Source organism: Nitrospira sp. Kam-Ns4a (genome assembly GCF_965152595.1).
This window is the reverse complement of sequence record NZ_OZ224218.1, coordinates 713,589-736,688: the sequence shown is the minus strand read 5'-3', so window position 1 is coordinate 736,688 and position 23,100 is coordinate 713,589. Positions and strand designations below refer to the sequence as shown.

General features: G+C 66.4%; 20 protein-coding genes, 2 tRNA genes and 2 pseudogenes. 18 read left to right on the top strand and 6 right to left on the bottom strand.

The window, feature by feature from the left end; all coding sequences use genetic code 11:
* Window positions 1-24: 24 nt before the first annotated feature.
* A complete protein-coding gene (locus tag ACWHYQ_RS03640; protein ID WP_447974386.1) occupies window positions 25-477 on the bottom strand; it encodes a ferredoxin-thioredoxin reductase catalytic domain-containing protein in 453 nt (150 codons plus the stop codon).
* A 211-nt stretch (window positions 478-688) separates the two neighbouring features.
* On the opposite strand from ACWHYQ_RS03640, the gene ACWHYQ_RS03635 reads away from it, so the two are divergent.
* The 9 genes from ACWHYQ_RS03635 to folE all read left to right on the top strand — a co-directional run bounded on the left by ACWHYQ_RS03635 (window position 689) and on the right by folE (window position 9,687).
* Window positions 689-3,730: a VWA domain-containing protein gene (locus ACWHYQ_RS03635; RefSeq protein ID WP_447974385.1), complete on the top strand. Its 3,042-nt coding sequence runs from the start codon at window positions 689-691 to the stop codon at window positions 3,728-3,730.
* 93 nt (window positions 3,731-3,823) lie between these two features.
* The gene (locus ACWHYQ_RS03630; protein ID WP_447974384.1) at window positions 3,824-4,231 is read left to right on the top strand and encodes a hypothetical protein; all 408 of its coding nucleotides are present in this window, start codon (window positions 3,824-3,826) and stop codon (window positions 4,229-4,231) included.
* Between the two features lie 65 nt (window positions 4,232-4,296).
* On the top strand, window positions 4,297-5,238 hold the full coding sequence (gene mdh / locus ACWHYQ_RS03625; protein ID WP_447974383.1) for a malate dehydrogenase: 942 nt from the start codon (window positions 4,297-4,299) through the stop codon (window positions 5,236-5,238).
* Between the two features lie 137 nt (window positions 5,239-5,375).
* Window positions 5,376-5,972, top strand: a complete 597-nt coding sequence (locus tag ACWHYQ_RS03620) for a urate hydroxylase PuuD (RefSeq protein ID WP_447974382.1) — start codon at window positions 5,376-5,378, stop codon at window positions 5,970-5,972.
* Between the two features lie 251 nt (window positions 5,973-6,223).
* On the top strand, window positions 6,224-7,525 hold the full coding sequence (gene nuoF / locus ACWHYQ_RS03615; RefSeq protein WP_447974381.1) for an NADH-quinone oxidoreductase subunit NuoF: 1,302 nt from the start codon (window positions 6,224-6,226) through the stop codon (window positions 7,523-7,525).
* A gap of 81 nt (window positions 7,526-7,606) precedes the next feature.
* Entirely contained in the window at window positions 7,607-8,017 is a 411-nt protein-coding gene (locus ACWHYQ_RS03610; RefSeq protein WP_447974380.1) for a 2Fe-2S iron-sulfur cluster-binding protein, read from the top strand.
* Window positions 8,018-8,143: 126 nt separating this feature from the next.
* Entirely contained in the window at window positions 8,144-8,464 is a 321-nt protein-coding gene (gene erpA, locus ACWHYQ_RS03605; protein ID WP_447974379.1) for an iron-sulfur cluster insertion protein ErpA, read from the top strand.
* A 163-nt stretch (window positions 8,465-8,627) separates the two neighbouring features.
* Window positions 8,628-9,035 carry a 6-carboxytetrahydropterin synthase gene (locus tag ACWHYQ_RS03600; protein WP_447974378.1) on the top strand — a complete coding sequence of 136 codons (408 nt, stop codon included), beginning with the start codon at window positions 8,628-8,630 and terminating at the stop codon, window positions 9,033-9,035.
* 25 nt (window positions 9,036-9,060) lie between these two features.
* The gene (gene folE, locus ACWHYQ_RS03595) at window positions 9,061-9,687 is read left to right on the top strand and encodes a GTP cyclohydrolase I FolE (protein ID WP_447974377.1); all 627 of its coding nucleotides are present in this window, start codon (window positions 9,061-9,063) and stop codon (window positions 9,685-9,687) included.
* An 18-nt stretch (window positions 9,688-9,705) separates the two neighbouring features.
* Here folE and ACWHYQ_RS03590 read toward each other — a convergent pair whose 3' ends face one another.
* A complete protein-coding gene (locus ACWHYQ_RS03590) occupies window positions 9,706-10,497 on the bottom strand; it encodes an alpha/beta fold hydrolase (RefSeq protein WP_447974376.1) in 792 nt (263 codons plus the stop codon).
* A gap of 161 nt (window positions 10,498-10,658) precedes the next feature.
* On the opposite strand from ACWHYQ_RS03590, the gene ACWHYQ_RS03585 reads away from it, so the two are divergent.
* Window positions 10,659-11,963, top strand: a complete 1,305-nt coding sequence (locus ACWHYQ_RS03585) for a replication-associated recombination protein A (RefSeq protein WP_447974375.1) — start codon at window positions 10,659-10,661, stop codon at window positions 11,961-11,963.
* Between the two features lie 73 nt (window positions 11,964-12,036).
* Here the strand turns inward: ACWHYQ_RS03585 and ACWHYQ_RS03580 are convergent, their stop codons facing one another.
* Together ACWHYQ_RS03580 and ACWHYQ_RS03575 are read right to left on the bottom strand one after the other, a co-directional pair.
* Entirely contained in the window at window positions 12,037-12,486 is a 450-nt protein-coding gene (locus ACWHYQ_RS03580; protein WP_447974374.1) for a type II toxin-antitoxin system VapC family toxin, read from the bottom strand.
* Complete coding sequence (locus ACWHYQ_RS03575) at window positions 12,476-12,751, bottom strand: AbrB/MazE/SpoVT family DNA-binding domain-containing protein (RefSeq protein WP_447974373.1); 276 nt, start codon at window positions 12,749-12,751, stop codon at window positions 12,476-12,478. The genes ACWHYQ_RS03580 and ACWHYQ_RS03575 overlap by 11 nt, the downstream gene beginning before the upstream one ends.
* A gap of 348 nt (window positions 12,752-13,099) precedes the next feature.
* Between ACWHYQ_RS03575 and ACWHYQ_RS03570 the strand changes: the two genes are divergently transcribed.
* From ACWHYQ_RS03570 to ACWHYQ_RS03555, 4 genes and pseudogenes are all read left to right on the top strand, one after another.
* Window positions 13,100-14,617 carry a HEAT repeat domain-containing protein gene (locus ACWHYQ_RS03570; RefSeq protein ID WP_447974372.1) on the top strand — a complete coding sequence of 506 codons (1,518 nt, stop codon included), beginning with the start codon at window positions 13,100-13,102 and terminating at the stop codon, window positions 14,615-14,617.
* Window positions 14,614-15,384, top strand: a pseudogene (locus ACWHYQ_RS03565) (DNA-methyltransferase); the annotation flags it as partial. The gene ACWHYQ_RS03570 and the pseudogene ACWHYQ_RS03565, both read left to right, overlap by 4 nt.
* 82 nt (window positions 15,385-15,466) lie before the next feature.
* Window positions 15,467-16,897 carry an IS1182 family transposase gene (locus ACWHYQ_RS03560; RefSeq protein WP_447973018.1) on the top strand — a complete coding sequence of 477 codons (1,431 nt, stop codon included), beginning with the start codon at window positions 15,467-15,469 and terminating at the stop codon, window positions 16,895-16,897.
* Window positions 16,898-17,006: 109 nt separating this feature from the next.
* Window positions 17,007-17,282: pseudogene (locus tag ACWHYQ_RS03555) on the top strand (DNA methyltransferase); the annotation flags it as partial.
* A 446-nt stretch (window positions 17,283-17,728) separates the two neighbouring features.
* On the opposite strand, the gene ACWHYQ_RS03550 reads toward ACWHYQ_RS03555, so the two are convergent.
* Together ACWHYQ_RS03550 and ACWHYQ_RS03545 are read right to left on the bottom strand one after the other, a co-directional pair.
* Entirely contained in the window at window positions 17,729-19,594 is a 1,866-nt protein-coding gene (locus tag ACWHYQ_RS03550; protein WP_447974371.1) for an ABC-F family ATP-binding cassette domain-containing protein, read from the bottom strand.
* Between the two features lie 159 nt (window positions 19,595-19,753).
* A tRNA-Ala gene (locus ACWHYQ_RS03545) sits at window positions 19,754-19,829 on the bottom strand.
* A 288-nt stretch (window positions 19,830-20,117) separates the two neighbouring features.
* Between ACWHYQ_RS03545 and ACWHYQ_RS03540 the strand changes: the two genes are divergently transcribed.
* The 4 genes from ACWHYQ_RS03540 to ACWHYQ_RS03525 all read left to right on the top strand — a co-directional run bounded on the left by ACWHYQ_RS03540 (window position 20,118) and on the right by ACWHYQ_RS03525 (window position 23,052).
* Complete coding sequence (locus ACWHYQ_RS03540; protein WP_447974370.1) at window positions 20,118-21,446, top strand: adenylosuccinate synthase; 1,329 nt, start codon at window positions 20,118-20,120, stop codon at window positions 21,444-21,446.
* Window positions 21,447-21,520: 74 nt separating this feature from the next.
* Window positions 21,521-21,596, top strand: a tRNA-Lys gene (locus ACWHYQ_RS03535).
* Between the two features lie 418 nt (window positions 21,597-22,014).
* The gene (locus tag ACWHYQ_RS03530) at window positions 22,015-22,539 is read left to right on the top strand and encodes a hypothetical protein (RefSeq protein ID WP_447974369.1); all 525 of its coding nucleotides are present in this window, start codon (window positions 22,015-22,017) and stop codon (window positions 22,537-22,539) included.
* Window positions 22,540-22,629: 90 nt separating this feature from the next.
* Entirely contained in the window at window positions 22,630-23,052 is a 423-nt protein-coding gene (locus ACWHYQ_RS03525) for a hypothetical protein (RefSeq protein ID WP_447974368.1), read from the top strand.
* The last annotated feature ends 48 nt before the right edge of the window (window positions 23,053-23,100 follow it).

Below are 23,100 nucleotides of genomic sequence, written 5' to 3'. Positions count from 1 at the left end.
CCGCGGTGCGGCGAGGGGGCCGGCTCAAGGCGGAGCCGACGCCTCGGGCGGGCCGGCCGCGGCCTCCTCGGGGCTCGCCGCCGGCGGCGCGGAGGCCCGGTGCCGGAGCGCGCGGCCCTTGTCCGGCGTCGGGTCGCGGACGAGCCCGTAGACCTGGCGCCCCTCGTGGTCCGCGGGGAGATATTCGGTGATCGGCAGCCCATCCTCGCGCACGAACAGGAGGCAGTGGCAGTACTTATAGATCTGCATCTCGTCACAGGCGCAGATCCACCGGCGCAGCTTGGCCTCGGCCTGCTTGTCCGGGTAGAAGTTGCACGGACAGAGCGGCTTGCCCAGCTCGTCCACGTGTGCGGCGAGCCCATGCACCACGGCCTCGGTCACCGCCTTGTTGGGATGGAAGGTCGTCCCGCTCTTCTCGGCGAACCCTGTCACAAATTTCCACATCCGGTCCAGGCTCTGTTGCGACGGAGCGCCCATCCTGTGGTCCTTTCTCTCTGGTCAGTGCGGTGGCCTTGGTTCCGGACCGTCCGGCGGCGCGTATCTTACCATCCCCTGCAGACCGATCGCCATTGGGGCCCTGGCTTCGGCGGGATCTGCCAGTCAAGAGGCGGGGCCATTTCGACGTTTACAAGCGGAGATGGCTCCCTATAGAATCCGGAACCTCAAGGGCAGGGCGCGGGGAAAAGGTATGACGCCGGATGAACAGTTGACCGCCCGTCTTGCCAGCTCGCTCGGTCGGGCCGAGGCGGCCGCGCTGACGGCCGAGCTGGCGCGGGCCGCGGGGCCCCAGGCGCTCGCCGCCGTGCTGGCGTTGCTCGATGAACTCGCCGAGGCGTCGCCCAAGGCTGCCGGGGCGGCTCTCGCCGCCCTCCCGGAGCTAGCGCGGCACGGCGGGCTGGACGTGGTCGTCCCGTGGTTGGATCTGGGCGTGGCGCTGGCCGGCTCCTCCGGCGCGGCGGCGCTCAGGTATTTCAAGGAAAGCCCCGCAGGGCTGGCCCTGATCGCGCCGCCGCCCGCGCGCCGGACTGCCCTGGCCCTGGCGCTCGAGCTAGCGGAGCACGACGCCAACGTCGCGCTCGAGTGCTTCCGCCAGGCGCCCGACCTGCTCCGGGTGCTATCGGGGGCCGAGCTGAAGCCCTGGGTCGAGGTCGGGGTCGAGCTCGCCCGGTGGGATTACGTGCTCGGCATCGAGTTTTTCAAACAGAGCCCCGCCGCGGCGCGCGTGATCCCGTTGGATCAGGTCCGGGCCTGGGTCGGGTTCGGCATGAAGCTGATCACGAGGAACAGCCTCGGGAAGCCCGACTATATCGGCACCCTGGAGTTCTTCCGGACGAGCCCGGCCATCCTCGGCGAGCTGGAGGGCGCGGCCCTGCGCCAAGCCGTCCTTGACGTCGGCTCGCTGCTGGCCGACCACGAGCCCGCCGCGGCGATCGCCTGGCTGGCCGAGGTGCCAGCCCTCGTCCGGCGGATCCCGAGCGAAGAGTGGCGGCTTCGGGCGATTCGGTATGGCGCCCTGGTGGCGGAAAAGGACGCCGGCGCGGCGCTAGACTACCTGCGCCGGTGCCCGGAGATCCTCGGCCTCCTGGGGAGCGCGGCGGGCGCCGCGGCCGCCTTCGAGACCTGGTTCAAGGGTGGGATGGAGGTGCTGGAGTACAGTGCCGAAGGGGCCCGGGCCTATTTCGCCCTGGAGACCCGGCGCGCGCTGGCGTCGGTCGAGCAGGCGTTGAGCGGCGTGCCGCTCCGGCAGGTCGCCCGGTCGCTCACGCTCTTTGTCCAGGCCCTGTGCGGCCGAGACGTGACGATCCGCTCGCTGCCGGAGCCGGTGGAGCCGGAGCAGAAGCCAGCGCGGCCGGCGGTGAGCCCGGATGGGCGCACGATCGCGCTGCCGGCGATCCTGCGCCGCTATCCGACGCGGGAGGAGAACGTCCGGCTGTACCTCGTCATGGTGGCCCACGAGGCGGGACACTTGGAGTTCGGAACCTATGATCTCTCGCTCGCGCGGCTGGCCGACCTGATCGAGGCCGTGCGGCGCCGCTCCGCCTCCGCCCTTCAGTCTGCTCTCGCCGTCCGGCATCTGGACGACCTGTTCCGGCTCTATCCGCAACCCGGCGTGATCCGGGACCTGTGGACTGTGCTCGAAGACGCGCGGGTCGAGCACCGGCTGCGCCAGGACTATCCCGGTCTCAGCCGAGACCTCGCGGCGCTCGCGCGGGACGCAGTGACGACCCGCACGCTGCGGCACGGCATGTCGGTCCGCGAGCTGGTGGTGGATGCGCTGCTCCTGCGCACGACCGCCGAGCCTGACGCGATCCGGATTCCCGAGGCGATCGCCGACGTGGTGGAACGGGCCTGGACGGTCGCTCAGCGCGTCTTCGCCCCCGGGGCCACCGCCGAGGACGCTGTCAGGATCGCAGACCGGATCTACGGGCTGCTGGACGAGCTGCTCCCATCTGCGTCCGGCATCGAAGGAGCCGCTAGCGGGACGGCCACGGAGTCAGACGTGGGCGCCGGGCCCCAGGCGTCTGAGCCGATGGCGACGACCTACCGGCCGGTCACCAACTGGGCCTACCGCGGGGAGATGCGTCCGGAGCTGATCGGTGCCCGCGAGGCGCTCGATGACGCCCAGGCTGGCGCGAGCGGGCAAGCAGGTGAGAGCGCCCAGGACGAGCCGGGCCTGGCGGGCGCCGGGGCCGCGGGCGGTGCGCTGACAGGCGGCACCCGTCACGGTCAGGAGGTCGGCGGCGCCGCCGGCGCCAGCCCCCCATCGGCGGTCGAGCAGATCTTACAGGTCGCAGAGGACCGCCGGGAGCGGCAGGACACGGGGCCGGCGGACGGGCGGGTCTTTCTGTACGAGGAATGGGACGGGCTCATTCGGGACTACCGCTCCGCCTGGTGTCGGGTCGTGGAACGGGCGGCGCCCGCCGGCGACGCCGGGTTCGCGGCCGAGACGCTGGCCGCCCATGGCCCTGCGGTGCGGCTCCTGCGCCGGTACTTCGAGTCGCTGCGCCCGCCGGGGCTGCGCCGAGTGCGCGGCCAGGCGGACGGCGACGACCTCGACCTGGACGCGGCCGTAGCGCGCCGGGCGGACCGCGCAGCCGGGGCCGATGCCGCGGACCGGATCTACGTCCGCCGCGAGAAGCGGGAGCGGGAAGTCGCTGCAGCCTTCCTCGTGGATCTGAGCGGCTCGACCAGCCGCCGGATCGAGCCGGACGGGTGCCGGGTCATTGACGTGGAGAAGGAAGGGCTCGTGCTACTCTGCGAGGCGCTGGAGGCCGTCGGCGACCAATACGCGGTCTACGGCTATTCGGGCCGGGGCCGCCGCCAGGTGGACTTTCTGGTGCTCAAGGACTTCGACGAGCGGGGCCGCGGGATCGCGGGCGCCCGGATCGGCGCCGCGGCCCCGCTCCAGCAGAACCGGGACGGCGCGGCCATCCGCCACGTGACGCGCAAGCTGCTCGGGCGGCGCGCCCGCCTCCGCCTGCTCGTGCTCCTGAGCGACGGGCGGCCCCTTGACGACGGGTATGCGGACGAGTACTCGTTGGAGGACACGAAGATGGCCCTGCGGGAGGCGCGGATGCAGGGGGTGGAGCCCTTCTGCATCACGGTGGACCGCGAGGCCGACGGCTACTTGCGCCGCATGTACGGCGAGGTGCGGTTCCTGATCATAGACCGCGCGGCCGCGCTCCCCGAGCGGCTGCCACGTATGTACCAACGCCTGACTCGCAGCTAGAAGCCAGCGGCGAACGGCGAGCACCTTCGGATTCGGAAAAGGAGCGCGCGGGTTTGCTTCTTGCTCTATGCTAGCAGGTGGCGGCTATTTGCGATGACTGAGCGCACCGTGCCCCCTTGGCTCTACAAGCTCTTCACCGGGCACCAGTATCCCTACGTGCGCCGGCAGGCGAAGTTCGCGCGGACAGCCTCGGTGCCGGGCGAGGAGCGCCGGGAGCCCACGAAGGAGGAGATTGATGCCAAGTTTTGGGAGATCTTCCCCCGGTGCACGGCCAAGGTGCTGGAGGAAGTGAAAACCGGCATGATCGTCGCGTTCAACGAGCTGGGGAGCTATCCGCCCGGCACCTACCAGGAGCTGATTGACCATCCGGAGGAGTTCCTGGCCAGGACGTACGGCAAGAAGAAGATCAAGGTCAACTTCTACGACGGCGAGAACTTTGTCTGCACGATCAACTTCAAGGTGGGCGGCTGGACGGAGCACGAAACCAGCGCACAGCAATAGCTGACGCGAATAGCTCAGAGCTGCCCGCTGTTTGCTGTTGTCTACTCGCTCCATAGGGAGAAGCAATGGGACGACCGAAGGTCACGGTGGTGGGGGCCGGGAACGTCGGGGGGGCGGTCGCGCAGCGGCTGGTGGAGCGGAACTGCTACGACGTGGTGCTGGTGGACGTCGTCGAGGGGTTGCCGCAGGGCAAAGCCTTGGACCTCGCCCAGGCCGGCCCGATCTGCGGGTACCACGCTGCCATCGTGGGCAGCAACAGCTATGAGGAAACGGCCGGTTCCGCCGTGGTCGTCGTCACCTCCGGGGTGGCCCGCAAGCCGGGGATGAGCCGCGACCAGTTGTTGGAGACCAACGCGCGCATCGTGCAGGACGTCGTTCGTCAAGCGGCAGCCCAGTCGCCGGAGGCGATCCTGATGCTCGTCACGAACCCTCTGGACGCGATGACCTATGTGGCGCACCGGGTGAGCGGGTTCCCCAAAGCCCGGGTCATGGGCATGGCCGGCGTGCTGGACGCGGCGCGGCTGCGGAGCTTTATCGCCGCGGAGTTGAACGTGGCCGGCGACGACGTCGCGGCGATGGTCCTGGGCGGGCACGGCGACACGATGGTGCCGTTGATCCGGTACACGACGGTCGCGGGCCGGCCCGTGAGCGAGTGGCTGCCGAAGGAGCGCCTGGAGGCGCTCGTCCAGCGGACCCGGGACGGTGGGGCGGAGATCGTCAGCCTGCTCAAGATGGGGAGCGCCTTCTACGCGCCCTCGGCGGCCGTCGTCGAGATGGTGGAGGCCATCCTCAAGGACCAGAAGAAGATCCTGCCCTGCGCCGCCCGCTGCGACGGGGAATACGGCATCCAGGGGCTGTTCGTCGGTGTCCCCGTGCGGCTCGGCCGCGGTGGGGTCGAGGCCATCGTCGAGTACGAGCTGACTCACGCGGAGCGGGCGGCCCTCCAGACCTCGGCTGCAGCCGTGCGGGAGCTGTGCGCGGTGGTGGACCGGCTGCTCGGTCACTGACAGCCGTACGTACCCACCACAGATCGCTCCCGTCGCCGCGTTCCGCCGCCCCGTTTGCGCGGGCTGCGCCCTTGACATTCCGGTCCGACTGCGTTAGAGAGTTCCCCGTCAGCAGTTAACCTAGGGGTGGTGAAGCGATGACGTTCCTCGAAGACCCATACAAGACGATGGGGGCGGGATTCGGCCTGACCGTGGTCTTGGCCGGACTGTGGGTGGCGATCGCGGGGATGCCGGAGGGCGGCGCCTGGGTGGAACAACTGTTCCGATGGACGCACTTTCTGGCGGGGATCACCTGGATTGGCCTCCTGTATTTCTTCAACCTGATCAACGCGGGCTTCCTCAAGTCCCTGGATGCGGGGCAGAAGGGCGTGGTCATCCCGCGGCTCATGCCGGTCGCGCTCGCCTGGTTCCGGCATGGCGCGACGGTGACGGTGCTGGCCGGATTGGTGTTGATCTTCATGCTCCATCCGACCCTGGCGGGGACGGGCGACAAGGCCATCTGGCTTGGCGGTCTGCTGGGCATCGTCATGATGATCAACGTGCACGCGATCATCTGGCCCTGCCAGAAAGAGATCATCCGCATGACCAAGGAAGCCGCGGAGAGCGGGAAGCCGACGCCGCCCGAGATGGCCGCCCTCGCCAAGAAGGCGCTCTACGCCTCGCGGATCAATTTCATGCTCTCGATCCCGATGCTCTTCTTCATGGGCGCCGCCAGCCATCTTCCCGTGAAATAAGGGCATAGACCGGTCGGATGCGGCTCGCCCCGGTCCCTCGGCAGGAGGGGCTCGGGGCGAGCCTGTTTCCAGGCCGATGCTGCGGCGGCGCGGGCCCGACCGGTCCAGACCGGGATGAGGCTGTGGCCCTAAGTGATTGACTTTCAGGCCCAAGGGGACGATTCGGCCTTGACGGGAGCGAGAAGGCGGCTTTATAGTGAGGGACTCTTAGCCATTCGGTTAGATGTGAGTTGCCCTTGGAGGACTGGCGAGTGACGGCCGCTGCACCACGGCTCCTGCAACCCCTGAACGGGGCTCCCTGGGATATCGAGGCCTACCTCAAGCTGGGCGGCTACGAGGCTTGGCGCAAATGCCTGACGGAGCTGAGCCGCGAAGCCATCGTGGCCGAGGTCAAACGATCGGGGCTGCGCGGTCGCGGCGGGGCCGGGTTTCCGACGGGCGTCAAGTGGGACAAGGTCCTCAATCACCGGATCAAGGAGCGGTACTTCGTCTGCAACGCGGGAGAGCACGAGCCCGGCACGTTTAAGGACCGCTACCTCCTCAGGCATTATCCGCACCGGTTGCTAGAAGGCTGCCTGATCGCCGCCTACACGGTCCAGGCCAAGGCCTCCTTCATCTACCTCAACCACGAGTACGAGGAGGAGCGGAAGCATCTGGAGCAGGCCATCGAGCTGGCCCGAGCCCGGGGCTTCCTGGGCAAGAACGTGCTGGACACCGGGCTCGACCTCGAGATCGAGATCTTTTCGGGGCAGGGCAGCTACGTCGCTGGCGAGGAGACGGCGATGCTCGAATCCATGCAGGGCCGGCCGGCGATGCCGCGCCAGAAGCCGCCCTTCTATCCCACGGACTTCGGGCTCTACGGCAAGCCGACCCTCGTGAACAACGTCGAGACGCTCTGCAACATCCCGCTCGTGCTTCGCCACGGCGCCGCTTGGTTTGCTTCGGTGGGCACGGAGAAGTCCCCTGGCACTATGCTGTTCTCGCTCAGCGGCGCGGTGAACCGGCCGGGCGTGTACGAGATGCCCCTGGGGACGCCGCTGCGGCGCCTGATCGAGGAGTTCGGCGGCGGCGTGGCCGGAGGCCGAAACGTCAAGGCGGTCTTTCCGGGCGGACCGGCCTTCTCCATGGTGCCCCCGGCGGACTTGGACCTGCCGATGGACTTCGACTCGCTGAAGAAGGCTGGCACGGGCCTGGGCTCCGCCGGGGTGATCGTCGTGGACGACGCCACCTGCATGGTGGCCCAGACGCTCAAGTTCTCGGAGTTCTTCAAGACCGAGAGCTGCGGCCAGTGCCCGCCGTGCCGGATGGGCACGATCAACCTGGCGACGCTCGTGGCCAAGATCGAGCACGGCGAGGGTACCCCGAAGGATCTGGACACGCTGCTCCAGGTGTGCGGGTTCGTGAAGGGCACCGGGTACTGCACGCTGGTCACCGGCGCGGCGGTGCTCGTGCAGAGCGCCCTCCGGCTGTTTCGCCACGAGTTCGAGGAGCACATCGCCTTGGGGCGATGTCCCTTCAAGCCGGAAAACGTGCTGGCGGCGAACAACCAATAGCCCACGGCGCGCGGGCGGGACCCAGACGCTCGCGGCCTCAGCGATTCGCGGCGAGCTATTCGCTGTTCGCGCGTGAAGCCTATGCCGAAAGTCACGTTTCTGCATCCGGACGGCAAGAGCGGCGACGTGGCGGCCAACCTGACGTTGCTCGAGGCGGCGCTGGAGTTGGGGTTTCCCTTGAACCACGACTGCGGCGGCAACGCCTCCTGCACGACCTGCCGGGTCGAGGTGCAGGTCGGGCTGGAGAATCTATCCGAAATTGATTTCGACGAGCAGGACCTCCTGGACCGCGAGGGCTTGACCGAGCCCTACCACCGGCTGGGGTGCCAGTCGCGGATTCTGGGCGACGTGGTGGTCCGGGTTCCGGAGCACAAGTGGGAGCGTCCGACCTCGGGCGGGGAGCCCCGGGCGGGGCAGGTGGAGATGGACCAAGCCGGGGGGCGTGCGGTGTCGGAGGCCTCGACGGCCGATCCTCGGTCGGTGGCTACATAGGGAGGACAGGAGCGGGCCGGAAAGCGTAGGGTGGTGCGGCCCCGCCGCGCGCTTGACCCGTTGCACGAGGGAGAGCAAGGGGTCCCCTCGGCGAGCGGCCCAGGCAAGCGTGGAATGGAGGACGCGATGGTCACGATCACGCCGAAGGCGGAAGAGAAGATCCTGGAGCTGATGAAGGAGGAGCAGGACGCCGTCGGATTGCGCATCTACGTGCGCGGCGGCGGCTGCCACGGGTACCAGTACGGCATGGCGTTTGAGAACAAGGTCTCGGACGACGACACCGTCCTCGAGAAGGGCGGGGTGAAGGTTATCCTGGACTCCCAGAGCGCCCCGCTGCTCCAGGGCGCGGAAGTGGACTACGTGGACAGTCTCCAGGGATCGGGGTTCGCGATCAAGAACCCGCAGGCCAAGACCACCTGTGGGTGCGGCAGCTCGTTTAGCGCGTAAGCGAAGAGCCATCGGCCGTCGGCGCTCAGCCGTCAGCAAACGGAGGAGCAAGGCTGCAGAAGGGGCCGGATTGCGGGCGGATGGCCAAGCCCAATCCGGCTTCGTTCTTTTGGGCCTCCTTGACTGACGGCTGAAAGCCGAGCGCAGACAGCCGGGGTTTTCCATGGACGAAGTCAGCACCACGCGGCGATACCGGTTCGTCGCACAGCACCGGTTGCACTCGGATCGCTTGTCCGAGGAAGAGAACTGGCGCGTGTTCGGGAAGTGCAACAATCCGAATGGACACGGGCACAACTACGTCGTGCTGGTGACTGTGCGGGGACCGGTGGATCCGCGGACCGGCCAGGTCACCGACGCCGACGAGCTGGACCGGCTCGTGACCGAGACGGTGGTGCAGCGATTCGATCACCGCGACCTGAACGGCGACCCGGAGTTCGCCGCCCGCGTGACGACCGGCGAGAACCTGGTGCGGTTCATCTGGGATCTGCTAGTCAAGCGGATTCCCGCGGGGCGGCTGGAGAAAGTCGGCCTGATCGAGACCCGCGACAACTATTTCGAATATGCCGGGTAGGTTCAGGAGAGAGGACGGCGGGCCCGTGGGGACGAAGAAGCTGGGGAGCCAGAAGCTGGACGTGCGGGGCAACGGGGGTCCGGACGAGCTGCGGGACCTCGTGGCGCGCCTGCTCGTCATGCTGGGCGAGGATCCGAGCCGGATCGGCTTGCAAAAGACACCCGAGCGGGTCGAGAAAGCCCTCCGGTTCATGACCCAGGGCTACAGCCAGGACATTGACGCATTGCTGAACGGCGCCCTCTTTCCGGTCGAGTACGACGAGATGGTGGTCGTGCGGGACATTGATTTCTTCTCCCTTTGCGAGCACCATCTCCTGCCGTTTTACGGTCGCTGCCACGTCGGCTATCTGCCCAACAAGAAGGTCGTCGGCCTGAGCAAGATCCCCCGGGTCGTGGACGCGTTCAGCCGGCGCCTGCAGGTGCAAGAACGCCTGACCGTCCAGATCGCCGAGACGCTCCAGGCCAAGCTCGACGCGCACGGCGTGGGGGTGGTGATGGAGGCGCGCCACCTCTGCATGATGATGCGGGGGGTGGAGAAGCAGAACACCCTGGCCGTCACGAGCGAGATGCTCGGCGCCTTCCGGACCCAGCAGCAGACCCGCGACGAATTCCTCCGGCTGATTCGCAGCGGTCCCGCCAGTAATCCGTTCTGACCCCGAGCCTCGTGCCTATCATCCCACCGTTTCCAAGAACGACAGCAAGGAGGCATTGAACGCCTCGGGCTGCTCTAGGTTGGAGAGATGGCCGGCGCCGGGGATGAGCGCCAGGCGCGCGCCCGCGATGCCCTCGGCGATGAGGCGGGCGTCCGACGGCGGGGTACCGACGTCCTCCTCGCCCACGATGACGAGCGTCGGGCAGGCGATCGCCTTGAGGGTCGGCACGGAGTCCGGGCGGTCGTGCAGGGCGAGGAGATCGCCGAGGATGCCGCTGAACGGCGTGCTCACGATCAGGCCCCGGATCCGTTCGACCAGATCGGGCCGACCCGTCTGGCCGTGAGGACTCAGCATGATCGGCATCATGAGGTCGGCGACGGCCGCCGGGCCGTCCTTGTACAGGGCCTGCGCCATCGCGATCCGCTTGGCGCGCCCCTCCTCGGTGTCCGGGGTCGCCCGCGTGTCGGCGAGCACGAGGGCCTTGACTCGGCCCGCATGCCGCCGCCAGAAGGCAAACAGGATGTAGCCGCCCATCGAAAGCCCGGCCAGGACTGCCCGCTCGATGCCCAGGTGGTCCAGCAATCCCTTCACGTCGTCCGCGAACTCGTCCATCGAGTAGCGCCACAGGGGCGCGTCCGATTCGCCGTGCCCGCGGAGATCCACCGCGATGACTCGGTAGCGCTCCCGCAGCGCCGGGATCTGCGGCTCCCACATCCGCCGGTTCAACGGAAAGGCGTGGAGCAGAACGATGGGCAGCCCCTGCCCCTCGTCGGTGTAGGCTAGCGTGATGCCGTTGATCTGCGCCTTCATGCCTCGCCTCCTCGAAGCTTCGCCGCGCCTTGCTAGCACAACGGGGAACGGAGCGTCAACCGATCGTGCGGGATCGAAGCGCCGACGGCAGGCCGCATTTGCGGCCCCCGGCCGTTCCGGCTAGAATCCTCTTCTTGGACCTCATGCCGACGTGGTGCGCGATGCAGGATGATGCGGACAGCCCCGATCTGTTTCAGCCCGCGTCCGAGACCGCCGAGCCCGAGCCGGCGGCCGGGGCGCCGCTGGCGGAGCGGATGCGCCCGCGCGACTTCGCGGAGTTCGTCGGCCAGGAGGAGATCCTGGCGCCGGACCGGCCGCTCCGCCGCGCGATCGAATCCGACACCCTCTCCTCGGTCATTCTCTGGGGCCCGCCCGGCTGCGGGAAGACGACGCTCGCCCGCCTGATCGCGCGGCACACCAAGGCCGCCTTCGTGCCCTTCTCGGCCGTGACGAGCGGTGTGCCCGAGCTGCGCCAGGTGATCAAGGCGGCCGAGCAGCGCCGCGCGCTGCGTGGGCAGCGCACGATCCTCTTCGTGGATGAGATCCACCGGTTCAACAAAGCGCAGCAGGACGCCTTCCTGCCCCACGTCGAGCGGGGGACGATCATCCTGCTCGGCGCGACGACCGAGAATCCGTCGTTCGAGGTGATCGGCCCGCTGCTCTCGCGCTCGTTGGTGGTGGTCCTCCAGCCGCTCTCCGACGAGGCGATCGGGCGCCTCCTCGACCGGGCGCTCGCGGACGAGGCGCGCGGGCTGGGCCGGCGGCGGGTGGACCTGGCGCCCGAGGCCCGTCGCCGACTGATCGGCTTCGGGAACGGCGACGCGCGGGCGGCGCTGACCGCGCTCGAGTTCGTCGTCACCCAGACGCCGCCGGGCGCGGACGGCCGGATCCGGCTGGACGAGCGGGCGCTCGATGCGGCGCTGCTCAAGAAGGCGCTCCGCTACGACAAGGGCGGGGAGGAGCACTACAACCTGATTTCGGCCTACATCAAGAGCCTGCGGGACTCCGATCCGGACGGGGCGCTCTACTGGCTCGCGCGGATGCTGGAGGGCGGGGAGGACCCGCGGTTCATCGCGCGCCGGATGATCATCTTCGCCTCGGAGGACATCGGCAACGCCGACCCGCTGGCGCTGCTCGTTGCCACGGCGGTGGCTCACGCGGTGGAATTCGTGGGACTGCCGGAGGCCCAGATCAACCTGGCCCAAGGGACCACCTATCTCGCCACGCGCCCGAAGGACAACGCCTCCTACGCCGGCCTCTTGGAGGCGATTCAGGACGCCCGGGCGCACGGGAACCTCGCGGTGCCGCTGCACCTGCGGAACGCGGTCACCTCGCTGATGCGGGACCTGGGGTACGGGAAGGGCTACCGGTACGTCCACGAGGACCCGGCGGCGAAGAAGGAGCAGAAGCACCTCCCGCCGCCGCTCAAGGGCAAGCGCTACTACCGGCCGAAGAAACAGGGATAAAGGCCAATTGGATGGCTGCTGCAGCGCGGGCGGCTGCTCTGCAGGCACTCGGCGCCCTTCTTGCGCGGGCTGGTTACGTGTGGAAGTCGGCCGCCTTCCTGATCCGCTTGATACCAGGAACCCGATCGAACCCCTTGTCGAAACTCGCTATCCACTGGACGCCTCCTTCCTGGGCGATGAGCGTCAGTAGGCAGTCATTCAGCGACAGATGACCCTGGTGTTCCTCCAGCGTGTCCAGGGCGCGTTCCCATAGTCTAGGAACCTCACTCCCGGTCCAGGCCAACTGCGCCACCGGCAATTCGCTCCGGACCCGCCGAATGATGGGCTTGCTCTCCAGCTTTCGCTCCCGGGCTCGCCTCGCGAGGACAGTCACGGTTTCATTCACCACGAAATCCAGATAGATATAAACTGCCTCACGGGCCCGGAAAGCTTCGTGCAGCGCCCGCGCGGCTCGATGATGAACGTCCCGTTCGTCCAGTTGCGCAACCAGAAAGCTCGCGTCCACAAGGACCTTATCGGTCATAGAGTCGCTGCTTGTCCTTGAGCGCGTCGCCCCCCACCCGGACCAATCCCGTCAGCTTGTCGGACCGGTTGGCCGGGACGCCCTCCAACCCGAGCCGCCTGACCGGTCTGGGATGCAGAATCAAGTCGCCCTCTTTGACTGCCACTTCGAGTAGATCACCGGCTCGCAACCCAAGCCGCTCCCGGAGTGCCTTGGGGATAATCACAGCCCCCTCGGTTCGCAGCGCCACGAGAAGGGGACCATCCCGTTTCACGATCCTGGCCACTTGTGACCCTCCTACACAGTGATACAAGATTACAATGTCACAAGCCTGAGGTCAAGATTGCCTTCGGTGCCTTGATCTACGCGCACGCGTTGGATTGGGACCGACAGGAGGAGAGAGTCAAGTCGTTGGGCTGATGAAGAACAAAGCCCTTCGCAGCTCTAACGGAACCATGCCCGTCGGTTGAACGCGCTGGTAACGCGATCTGGAGATCGTTGACAAGCCTCCGAGACCGGTGGAGAATCGCTCAGCCGCCCCCCGGTCTCGCCAGAGCGGGATAGGCAGGTCAGTATACTCGGTGGTTAGGGCGCCAAGACTCGCTTATGACGAGAGGCAGCATGAGGAGACCGAGTGGCCCAGCGTAACGCATTTAAGACGAACTCTAGCTTCTTCCGAATGCTGGCAGTCGGCGCTGTCGGTGCCCTGACGGTCCAACAGTATTTGAATTCGCTCGGACACGATATCGTCGAGCTGGAGCGCGAATCGCTTGCGACCCGGATTTGGCGCGATGTGAAGCGAAAACGCGTTCGAATACCCGACCTGTGTTGTACGCGATGTGGAGTACGCATCGAGTCGCGCGCGAAGACGAACGCAGACCTGAGCATGTCGCACTCGCCCAGCGACGCGGAGCGAGCCTGGCACTACGGTATGCTCGACTCGGACTGGGTTGCCTTTCCTATCCTTTCAGCGGACGAAAGCGTCTGGAGTGCGGGCGGTCTGCATGAGCAGCGCTCACTCTGGAGAGAGCGTACGTTGACGACTTGGCACGTCGAAGGTTGGATAAACTTGTTCACGGTGGCATCTTTTAGACGTGTCGCACCGAAACAGCTCAAACCCAAGGGAGTCAGTGAGGGGTCCGAGGTCCAGGTGAAGTGGAAGGCTCGCTTCGCGGCCAGCAGCGGGAGAGTCGTCGTGGCAAATAGCGGGCGTCTGGACTATCTGCTGGATGACGACCCCAGTAAACCCCGGCACTTCCGGCTTGCCACAGATGAGCGACCATTCTTGGCCGCCGGAGAGAACTTTCAGCCCAACCAAGTACTCGCTGGCCAAATCGAGCCCTTGAGAACTGCCGCATCTCGCTGTGTAGGAGGATGTGACACAGCTAAGATTGCGCAGATGCTTGCTTCACGCGAGCGCACCGTCCGTTTCACTGGCTGCAAACTCGCTAGGTTGGCGAAAGCGGCCGCGCTTGTGAATGAAGTCCGGGAACTGGCAGAAGACAGCGAAGAAGACGCCTACGTTCGCATGGAGGCGAAATCATACCTCTGCGAGGTTGCCGGAGACTCCGCTGACAATCAATTCCGCGAAATTCTGCTCGAAGACCACGACGAACAGATGCGATTAGAGGCTGCGGTGACCTTGGCCGAGACGCGCACTCCGACCTCTTTCAATCTCCTACGCATAGTGCTTGAGGACGTCACACAACCGCTCTTTCTAAGGAGCGCTTGCGCTTGGGCAATCGGGTGCCACGGGACCAAGGAGGCTGCACAAGTTCTCGTTCAGGCGTTTGCAGATGTTGCTCCTGAGATTCGTGAAGAGGCACTCGTTGCGCTCCATGATCTTGGGGCCGTCGGATTCGATCCACTTTTGAGGGGGCTGGAGGCGTCCTCCGCAGCAATCGCCGCGGGTGCTGCAGAGTCGTTGCGCCGGATTCGCGGCGCACCAGCAAAAGAGATTGCGGCACTAGCAGAAAAATTCAGCTCCACTTGGCCGACTTGGACGCTCGCGCATCTCTCCAAGGATGCGGTCGCCCCCTACGTCGCAGCCCTGCAAAGCAAGCGGCCAGACGTCCATTACGCGATATCTGTGCTCTGGAACTTCCTAGAGAGCTGGATCGCCAACGACTGGACGCCGAGGGCAACACCATGACAAGAATCAACACCACCACGCCCTTCTGGGCACTACCAGCGCCGGTCTATACCACCCGGCGTGGGGCGTGCTACCTCGGTGATTCTCTCGAACTTCTCAAGCTCCTCCCGGACGACTGCGTTGACCTTGTTGTCACATCTCCTCCATTCGCCCTCCTGCGGCAGAAGGCATACGGCAATAAGGATCAATCCGAATACGTCGAGTGGCTCTGTCAGTTCGGGGCTGAAGTGCGTCGTGTGCTTCGCGAAACGGGCAGCTTTGTTCTCGACCTGGGTGGTGCATATCAACGAGGCGTTCCGGTACGCTCGCTGTATCAGTATCGCGTGCTCCTGAGGATGTGCGATGAGGTCGGCTTTTACCTCGCGGAAGAGTTCTTCTGGTACAACCCTGCGAAACTGCCTTCTCCTATTGAGTGGGTTAACAAGCGAAAACTCCGGGTGAAGGATTCCGTAAACACCGTATGGTGGTTCTCAAAATCCGAGTGGCCGAAGGCCGACGTGCAACGGGTTCTTGCCCCTTACTCCGAGCGTATGAAAACGCTTCTGAAAAACCCGGATGCGTTCTACAAGCCAAAGGACCGTCCGTCAGGCCACGACATCAGTAAAGGCTTTGGATCTGACAACGGTGGTGCTATCCCTTCAAACCTGCTGCAGATTCCCAATACCGAAAGCAACTCTTCCTATCTACGGCTCTCCACGCTCGTAGGGATCGAAGCACATCCTGCGCGCTTCCCCGCGGGGCTTCCAGAGTTCTTCATCAAGTTTCTAAGAGCCTGTTGCACAAACCCCTTGACACCTAGGCAATTATATGTATACTGTCTTCCCGAGTCATGACCGAAGGGAGGATGCGATGGGCTACAACTTTCTGCCGTGTGAGCGCGAGCAACTGTATCTGATGCCGCCGGCGTTGCAGGATTGGCTGCCGGAGGGCGATCTGGCCTGGTTCATCCTGGATGCGGTGGCCCAGATGGATCTGACGAAGATCGAGCGGACGTACCGAGCCGATGGCTGGGGCCAAGCGGCCTACGAGCCGGCCATGATGGTGGCGCTGCTGCTGTATGCGTACTGCCTGGGGGAGCGCTCCAGCCGCCGGATCGAACGGCTGTGCGAGCGGGATGTGGCCTTTCGGGTGCTCGCGGCCAATCAGCGGCCCGATCACACCACGATCGCCCGATTCCGGCAGACCCATGAGGCCGCGTTGGCCGCCCTGTTTACGCAGGTGCTGACGCTGTGTGCGGCGGCGGGGTTGGTGAAGGTCGGGGTGGTGGCCCTGGATGGCACGAAGATCAAGGCCGACGCGGCGCTGGCAGCGAATCGGACCGCCGAGACGATTGCGGCGGAGGTGACGCGGATGCTGACCGAGGCTCAGGCCACCGATGCCGCCGAGGATCGGCTGTACGGACCGGAGCAGCGGGGCGACGAACTGCCGGAGGCGTTGCGGGATCGGCGGAGCCGACTGGCCCGGTTGAAGGCGTGCCAGGCACGGTTGACGCAGGCGGCGGCCGAGGCGACCGCGCAGCAGCAGGCCAAGCTTGAGGCCCGCCAGGCCGAGGAAGCCGCCACCGGGCAGAAGAAGCGGGGCCGCAAGCCGAAGGCGGCCGAAGCGGCAGCGGATGCCACGGCCAAGGCGAACGTGACAGACCCGGACAGTCGCATCATGAAGACCCAGGCCGGGTACGTGCAAGGCTACAATGCCCAAGCGGTCGTGACGGAGGCGCAGATCATCGTGGCGGCCGCCGTCACGCAGGAGGCGAACGATGTCCGGCAACTGCATCCGATGCTGACGCAGGCGCAGGAGAATCTGCAGGCCATCGAGCACCCGCAGGCCATCAAGACCGCCCTGGCAGATGCCGGCTATTGCAGCGAGGCCAACCTGACGGAGGCCGATCCCGCCGGACCTGAGTTGCTGATCGCGCCGAACCAAGATTGGAAACAGCGCAAGGCGCTGCGGGAGCAGCCACCGCCACGAGGCCGCTGTCCGAAGGGGCTGACGGCCCGCGACCGCATGGAGCGCACGCTGCTGACGCAGCGCGGACGTCGTCTGTACACGCAGCGCGGCCAGACGGTGGAGCCGGTATTCGGCCAGATCAAGAGCACCCGTGGCTGTGATCGCTTCATGCGCCGTGGCCGCCAAGCCTGTGACGGCGAGTGGAAGCTGCTCTGCGCCACGCATAACTTGTTGAAGCTCTGGCGGAGTGGGAAGGCGGCCTGGACCGGTCGGCGCAGGGGCAGCGAACCGCGACGGCTTGGCCGGGGAAGCGGAAAGAAGACAAGGGGATGACTCTCTCAAAGGCCACGCTCCCTCGCGGTCTCGGCAGCGAGAAGCCCACATGGGAGCGAAGCGAATCAATGTCTGGTGACCAGAGGGCTCGATCATGAGTTTGAGCAACAGGCTCCTAACGACTGAGAATGACCTAGTTCTGGACATCTTCGCAGGCTCAAACACGACGGGCAGAGTGGCAGAGCAACTTGGACGCAGGTGGATTGCTATGGAGATAGATGCGGGCTACGTGGCTAGTTCGGCACTTCGGTTCATGGACCACCTTCCGGAGAGTGAAGTGGCAGCATGCTTCGCCCGACTGTCGGCAAGTTCAAGGAGCACCCCCGTTAACCTTGCCGGACCACCCATGTTGTTCGATCAAGCAAAGGTGGAAGGTAGCGTCTAACAACCGGTTGCAGCGGACGGTCCGCCGCTGAATCGGGGCGTCGGCCCGGCTCCACGGCAGTCGGCCGCTCCTCGGCCCCGTTCCAGTGCCTTGTCCAGCCGTTGCCGTTCTGGGCGTCTCCACGTTGCCGACCTGAGGCAACTTGTACTGACCGCCCGGCCAAGGCAGCTCGCTGGCGCTCGTGCGCCGAGCAGGTCCAGAATCAGCGAGACCCATTGCCGAAGCACACCTTGGGATCGCTCGAGATGCGGGAGAGTAATGCTTCCCTTGTCGTGGGCACACCTCCGGCGTCCATCGGTGTGACGCAGCCGCCGCATTCTGGAAGAGGAACACGCCGTTCTTGCAGCAAGGTTGGAGGCAAGCACGATGCTGGGCGCGGAAGGACAACGGACCGTTGAAGGGCAAGATGCCGCATGCCCGCCTGCGCGGGAATGGCATCATGCGGCTTACGTCGCGATGGCCAGCCTCTGCTTGACCGCCTCCAGTTCCTTTGACAGGGTCTCCCAGCGGCCCGTCAGCCGGTCCAGCTCCCGCTTCCAGCGCTCCTGCTCCTCGTAGAGCGCGTGCCAGCGCCCGTAGTCCTGATAGAGCGTGGAGTCGGCCAGCTCCTGGTCGCGCGCGCGGACCTTCGCCTCCAACGCCGCGATCTCCTCCTCGGCCTTGGCGACCTGCTTCTCCAGCCGCGCCTGGTTTTTCGACAGCTCGCGCCGTTCGCCGCCGCCGAGGCTCCGGACGGCCTGCTGCGCGGTCGGCGCCGCGGTCGGGGCGGCCTTCCCAGCCGGGTTGGCCGTTCCGAGTCGCGCGGGTGCCGCGGCCAGCTCCTCGCGCGTCTCCTTGATGGACTCCAGCTCCTGGGCCCGCTTCCACAGGTAGTACTCGTAGTCGCCGAAGTAGTCCCGGGCTTGACCGGCCTCGATCTCGACGACGCGGGTGGCGACCCGACTGAGAAAGGTCGGGTCGTGCGAGATGAAGACGATCGTGCCGGGGAACGCCGTCAGCGCGTCGGTCAGCACGTCCACCGAGGCGGGGTCGAGGTGGTTGGTCGGCTCGTCGAGCAGCAGGGTGTTGGCTGGCTCGACCAGCATGCGCGCGAGCGCCACACGGTTGCGCTCGCCTCCACTCAGGGCCTTGATCGGCTTCTTCTGATCCGGCCCGGAGAAGAGGAAGGCGCCCGCGATCCCGCGCAGGAAGTTCATCTCCGCTTGGTTGGATATCTCGGCCAGGGACTCCAGGATCGTGTGCTCGGGGTTCAGGGCCTCCGCCTGGTGCTGAGCGAAGTAGTGCAGGGTGACGCCGTGCCCGACGAGCCGCTCGCCCCGCTCGAAGGGGAGCACGCCGGCCAGGATCTTGAGCAGGGTGCTCTTGCCCGCGCCGTTCTCCCCGACGAGCGCGACCCGCTGGCCGCGCTCGACGACGAAGTCCAGGTGCCGGTAGACGACGGTCTCTCCGTACCGCTTGGCGACCCCGCGCAGCTCCAGCACCAGCCGGCCACTCGGCGGCGGGTCCGGGAACTTGAACCGCACGCGCTTAGGGTCGCGCGTCCGCTCGATCAGCTTGATCTTTTCGAGTTGCTTGATCCGGGACTGGACTTGGCTGGCCTTGTTCGCCTGGTACCGGAACCGGTCGATGAATTTCTGGACGCGGGCGATCTCCTTCTGTTGGCGGTCGGCGGCCGCCTCCTGCTGCGCCTCCCGCGCTTTCCGCCACGCGAGGTACGTGGAGTAGTTGCCCCGGCATTCCAGGATGCGGTGGTGGCGGATCTCCCAGATGTGCGTCGCGATCCGGTCCAGGAAGCCGGTGTCGTGGCTAATCACGAGGATCGTCATGGGCGACTTGAGCAGGAACTGCTCGAACCAGGCCTGGGTGGGCTTGTCCAGGTGGTTGGTCGGCTCGTCCAGCAGCAGCACGTCGGGCTGGCTGAGGAGCAGGTGGGCGAGCGCGACGCGCATGCGGTAGCCACCCGAGAGGGACTCGACGGGCCGGCCAAAGTCCGCCTCCGCGAAGCCCAAGCCGGAGAGGATCCGTTTGGCCTCGTGCTCCGGGTACTGGTCCCGGTGGGTGGCATCGAGCACCGTCGTCCCGGTCAGGGCTTCGAGCTCCTGCGGCAGGTAGCCGATCCGGAGCCGGGGGCGTTTCCGGATCGTTCCCTTGTCCGGAGACTCCTCGCCGAGGATCATGCGGAGCAGCGTCGTCTTGCCCGCACCGTTGGGCCCGACCAGGCCGACCCGGGAGCCGGGACGCAGGTGGGCCGACGCCTCCTTTAACAGGACACGGTGTGCGAATTGCTTGCTAACCGATTCGATCTGGAGCATACAAACAGCCTGGGCTCGCGGCTAGTGGCGACGGGCAAACGGCGCGGGGCTAGGGGCTAGAGGGTAGGGGGTAAACGACTAAGGAACCGGCGCAACGAGAGCCGGGCACGAGGCTTCCCTTCTATCCTCTCGCCTCGCGCCTCTCGCCTGCCGAACGGTTGGTGGAGCTGGCGGGGATTGAACCCGCGACCTCGTGAATGCCATTCACGCGCGCTCCCAACTGCGCCACAGCCCCACCCCAGTGCGCTGACGAGGAGAGTTCGACGAAACCCGCGAAATTTCGCGCATGCTAACACGCAGCCGGGAGGCAGTCAAGGCGCGGCTTGGCTCTCCGACGCAGAGACCGGCTTGCTTGACAAACCCCGGGGGGCATCATAGTATGACCGGCGCCTTGGGTATTGGGCGTCGGCTCTGATCGATGCGGTCAGGGCTCTTTTTTTGCGGAGAAAGCGAGCAGCCCGCGGCGCATAGCGACCAAGTTCGTGGTAGGCGGTGCGTTTGCTGCTGGCTGGAAGCTCAGGCCATGCCGAACCTGGTGGTCGTCGGGACCCAATGGGGTGATGAGGGGAAGGGGAAGATCGTGGACATCCTGGCTCGGGATGCGGACGTCGTCGTCCGCTTCCAGGGCGGGTCCAACGCGGGCCATACCGTGGTCAACCGGCTCGACACCTTCGTGTTCCACCTGGTCCCCTCAGGCATCCTGTACCGGGGGACGCTCTGCGTGATCGGGAACGGCGTCGTCGTGGACCCCGAGGCTCTGATCGAGGAGATGGACCGGCTCCAGGCCAAGGGCGTCAAGATCGGCAAGAACCTCGCGATCAGCCAGCGCGCCCATCTCATCATGCCTTACCACAAGGCCATTGAGAAAGCGTCGGAGCAGTCCAAGGGGTCCCGGCGGATCGGCACGACCGGCCGCGGAATCGGCCCCTCCTACGCGGACAAAATGGCCCGGATCGGCATCCGGATGGGGGACCTGCTCAATCCGCCGCTCTTCCGGCGCAAGCTGGAGGAGAACCTGGTCGAGATCAACTGGTTCCTCGAGCGCCTCTACAAGGTGGATGGGTTCCAGCTCGAGAAGGTGTTCCAGCAGTACATGGCCTACGCCGAGCGGCTGAAGGGCCACATCGCCGATACCGCCCTGCTGCTGCACAAGGCCGTGGCGCGAAAGCAGACGATCCTGTTCGAGGGCGCGCAGGGGACGCACCTGGACGTGGACTTCGGGACCTACCCCTACGTGACGTCCTCCAGCGCGGCGGCCGGTGGCGCCTGCACGGGGACCGGCGTGGGCCCGACCGCGATTGACGCCGTGATGGGCGTCGCCAAGGCCTACACGACCCGGGTGGGCAGCGGCCCCTTCCCGACGGAACTGAAGGACGCGGTGGGCGGGGGGCTGCAGGAGCGCGGCAGGGAGTTCGGCGCAACGACAGGACGGCCGCGGCGCTGCGGCTGGTTCGACGCCGTGCTCGTCCGGTACGCGACGCGGATCAACGGGCTCTCGTCGCTGGCGGTCACCAAGCTGGACGTGCTGGACGGTTGCCCCGAGATCAGCATCTGCGTGGGCTACCGGCATGCGGGCCGGGTGTACCGGGAGATGCCGGCGGATCTCCAGGTGCTCTCCGAGTGCGAGCCGATCTACGAAGTCATGCCGGGGTGGACGACCGGGACGACCGGGGTGACGGCTTACAAGGCCCTGCCGCTCCAAGCGCGGCGCTACCTGAGCCGGATCGAGGATCTGGCCGAGTGCCCGATCGATATCATCTCCACGGGCTCGCACCGGGACGAAACCATCATGCTGCGGAACCCGCTCGCGTCGGCGCGGCGCCGGCCGACCGGGTTGCGCCCGCGCCGGTAATCGGCGTTCGGCATCCTCCGCAAGGAGGCGCGCATTTCTGGACACTCTCTTCATCAAATATCAAATAGGCAGATGAGCCGGTAGCTCAGCCGGTAGAGCATCGCCCTTTTAAGGCGAGGGTCCTGGGTTCGACCCCCAGCCGGCTCACCATGTCCTTCCCGGCGCATGAGGTCCTGAGGTCCCGTCCTCCCGGGCTGTCTGACCCCAACTTTACGATCGCAGCCCGTGAACCTCGGACGACAGTCGCGCCTGCCTTGCCTGTGCCGCCGATCGGGAACGGAAGTTCATCTCCATTCTACGAGAAGGAAGCACCGAGAGGAGAAGTTCCGGCTGGGTGAGGCTCGTTCTTCCAAGCCGTCTTGCGTGAAGGCGTCAGGGTATGACCGTCACGCCCTTGGTCGGCACGATCACGCCGGGGGACGAAGCCGCCGCCGATTGCAGAACATTTGGTGACTGTGCCGCGCCTGACGCAGCTCGAGTCGTCGGAGAAGGAAGTCAACGCGGAGTTGCACCGAGCCCGGCAAGTTGGCTCTACACTTTGCAGAGGACTTGAACCGTTGAATCAATCATGAAGCTCGCAACTCGGATCCTCATCCTCGGCGCCTTGTTCGGCGCCCTCGCCGGCTGCCTGTTTCCGGAGTTCTGGGGTCCTCAGGCGACGCACAGCGACTTCGACGAGGCGCGCACCTCCCTGAAGCACCAAGTTGAGGCCGGCCGGATGGCCAAGGCCGATGCCGAGCGCACCTGCCGGTTCCTCCTGCGGTCCGTGCACGCCGGGCACAAGGCGCCCCCTCCCTACACCGAGGAGGTGTGTGCGTTCGACTCGCCGGCTGCCAAGAAGTATGAGCTCACGAAGGCGGTGGAGCGCGGCCTCATGACCGTCGCCGACTGGGAACGGGAATGCCGCGCGGTGACAGGTGGCGACGGAGCGGCCTGCCGGTACGATCCCCTCGGCGAGAAGATCGCGGCCTGGAAGGCTGCGGTCGCCAAGGGATACGCAAAGCGGGAGGCGGCCAGGGAGGACTGCCGAGCACTGTGGAAGGGGATCGAACAGCGGCCCGGGATGCCGTCACCGGAGGTCTGCAAGTTCTAGCGGGCAGGCTGCACGGTGGGGGGCCGCCTGGCTTGCCATTTGGGCGGTCTGCCGAGTAGCCTGGCGGAGCAGGGGGCACGAGAGAGGGGCATGACCCAGCGGTTGGTGATCGTCTTGGTGGCTGGCGCGCTCGGAGGTGTGGGGGCCGTAGCTCTGCCGGCGGCCGCGCAAGTGACGCCAAGTGCTGTCGGCGCCCAGGGGCAGGTCGCGCAGACCCCTGCCGTCGGGTCGCAATTGCCCGCGTTGCCCGGCGGCGGGGTTGGCCCGATGCCGGGCCAGGCTCCTGGGGCCGTCCAGGTCCAGGGGACGGCTCAAGTGCCTGGGGTGACCCAACTCCAGGCCTCAAGCTCCGGGAGGTTGTCGCCCTCCGCCGGCCACGGCTTACCGGGGATGTCCGGTGGCCCGCCCGTCAACGCGCCGATGGGGGCTGGTGACCCCTCGGCCCGCTACATGAGCCCCCTGGTGATTGGACCGCTGGCCTGCGATCTGGTCGCCGATCCCGCCTGTCTGTGAGCATCCTCCAAGGCGGTCTCCGGCCGCCTTATTACCGGGAGCGCAAAA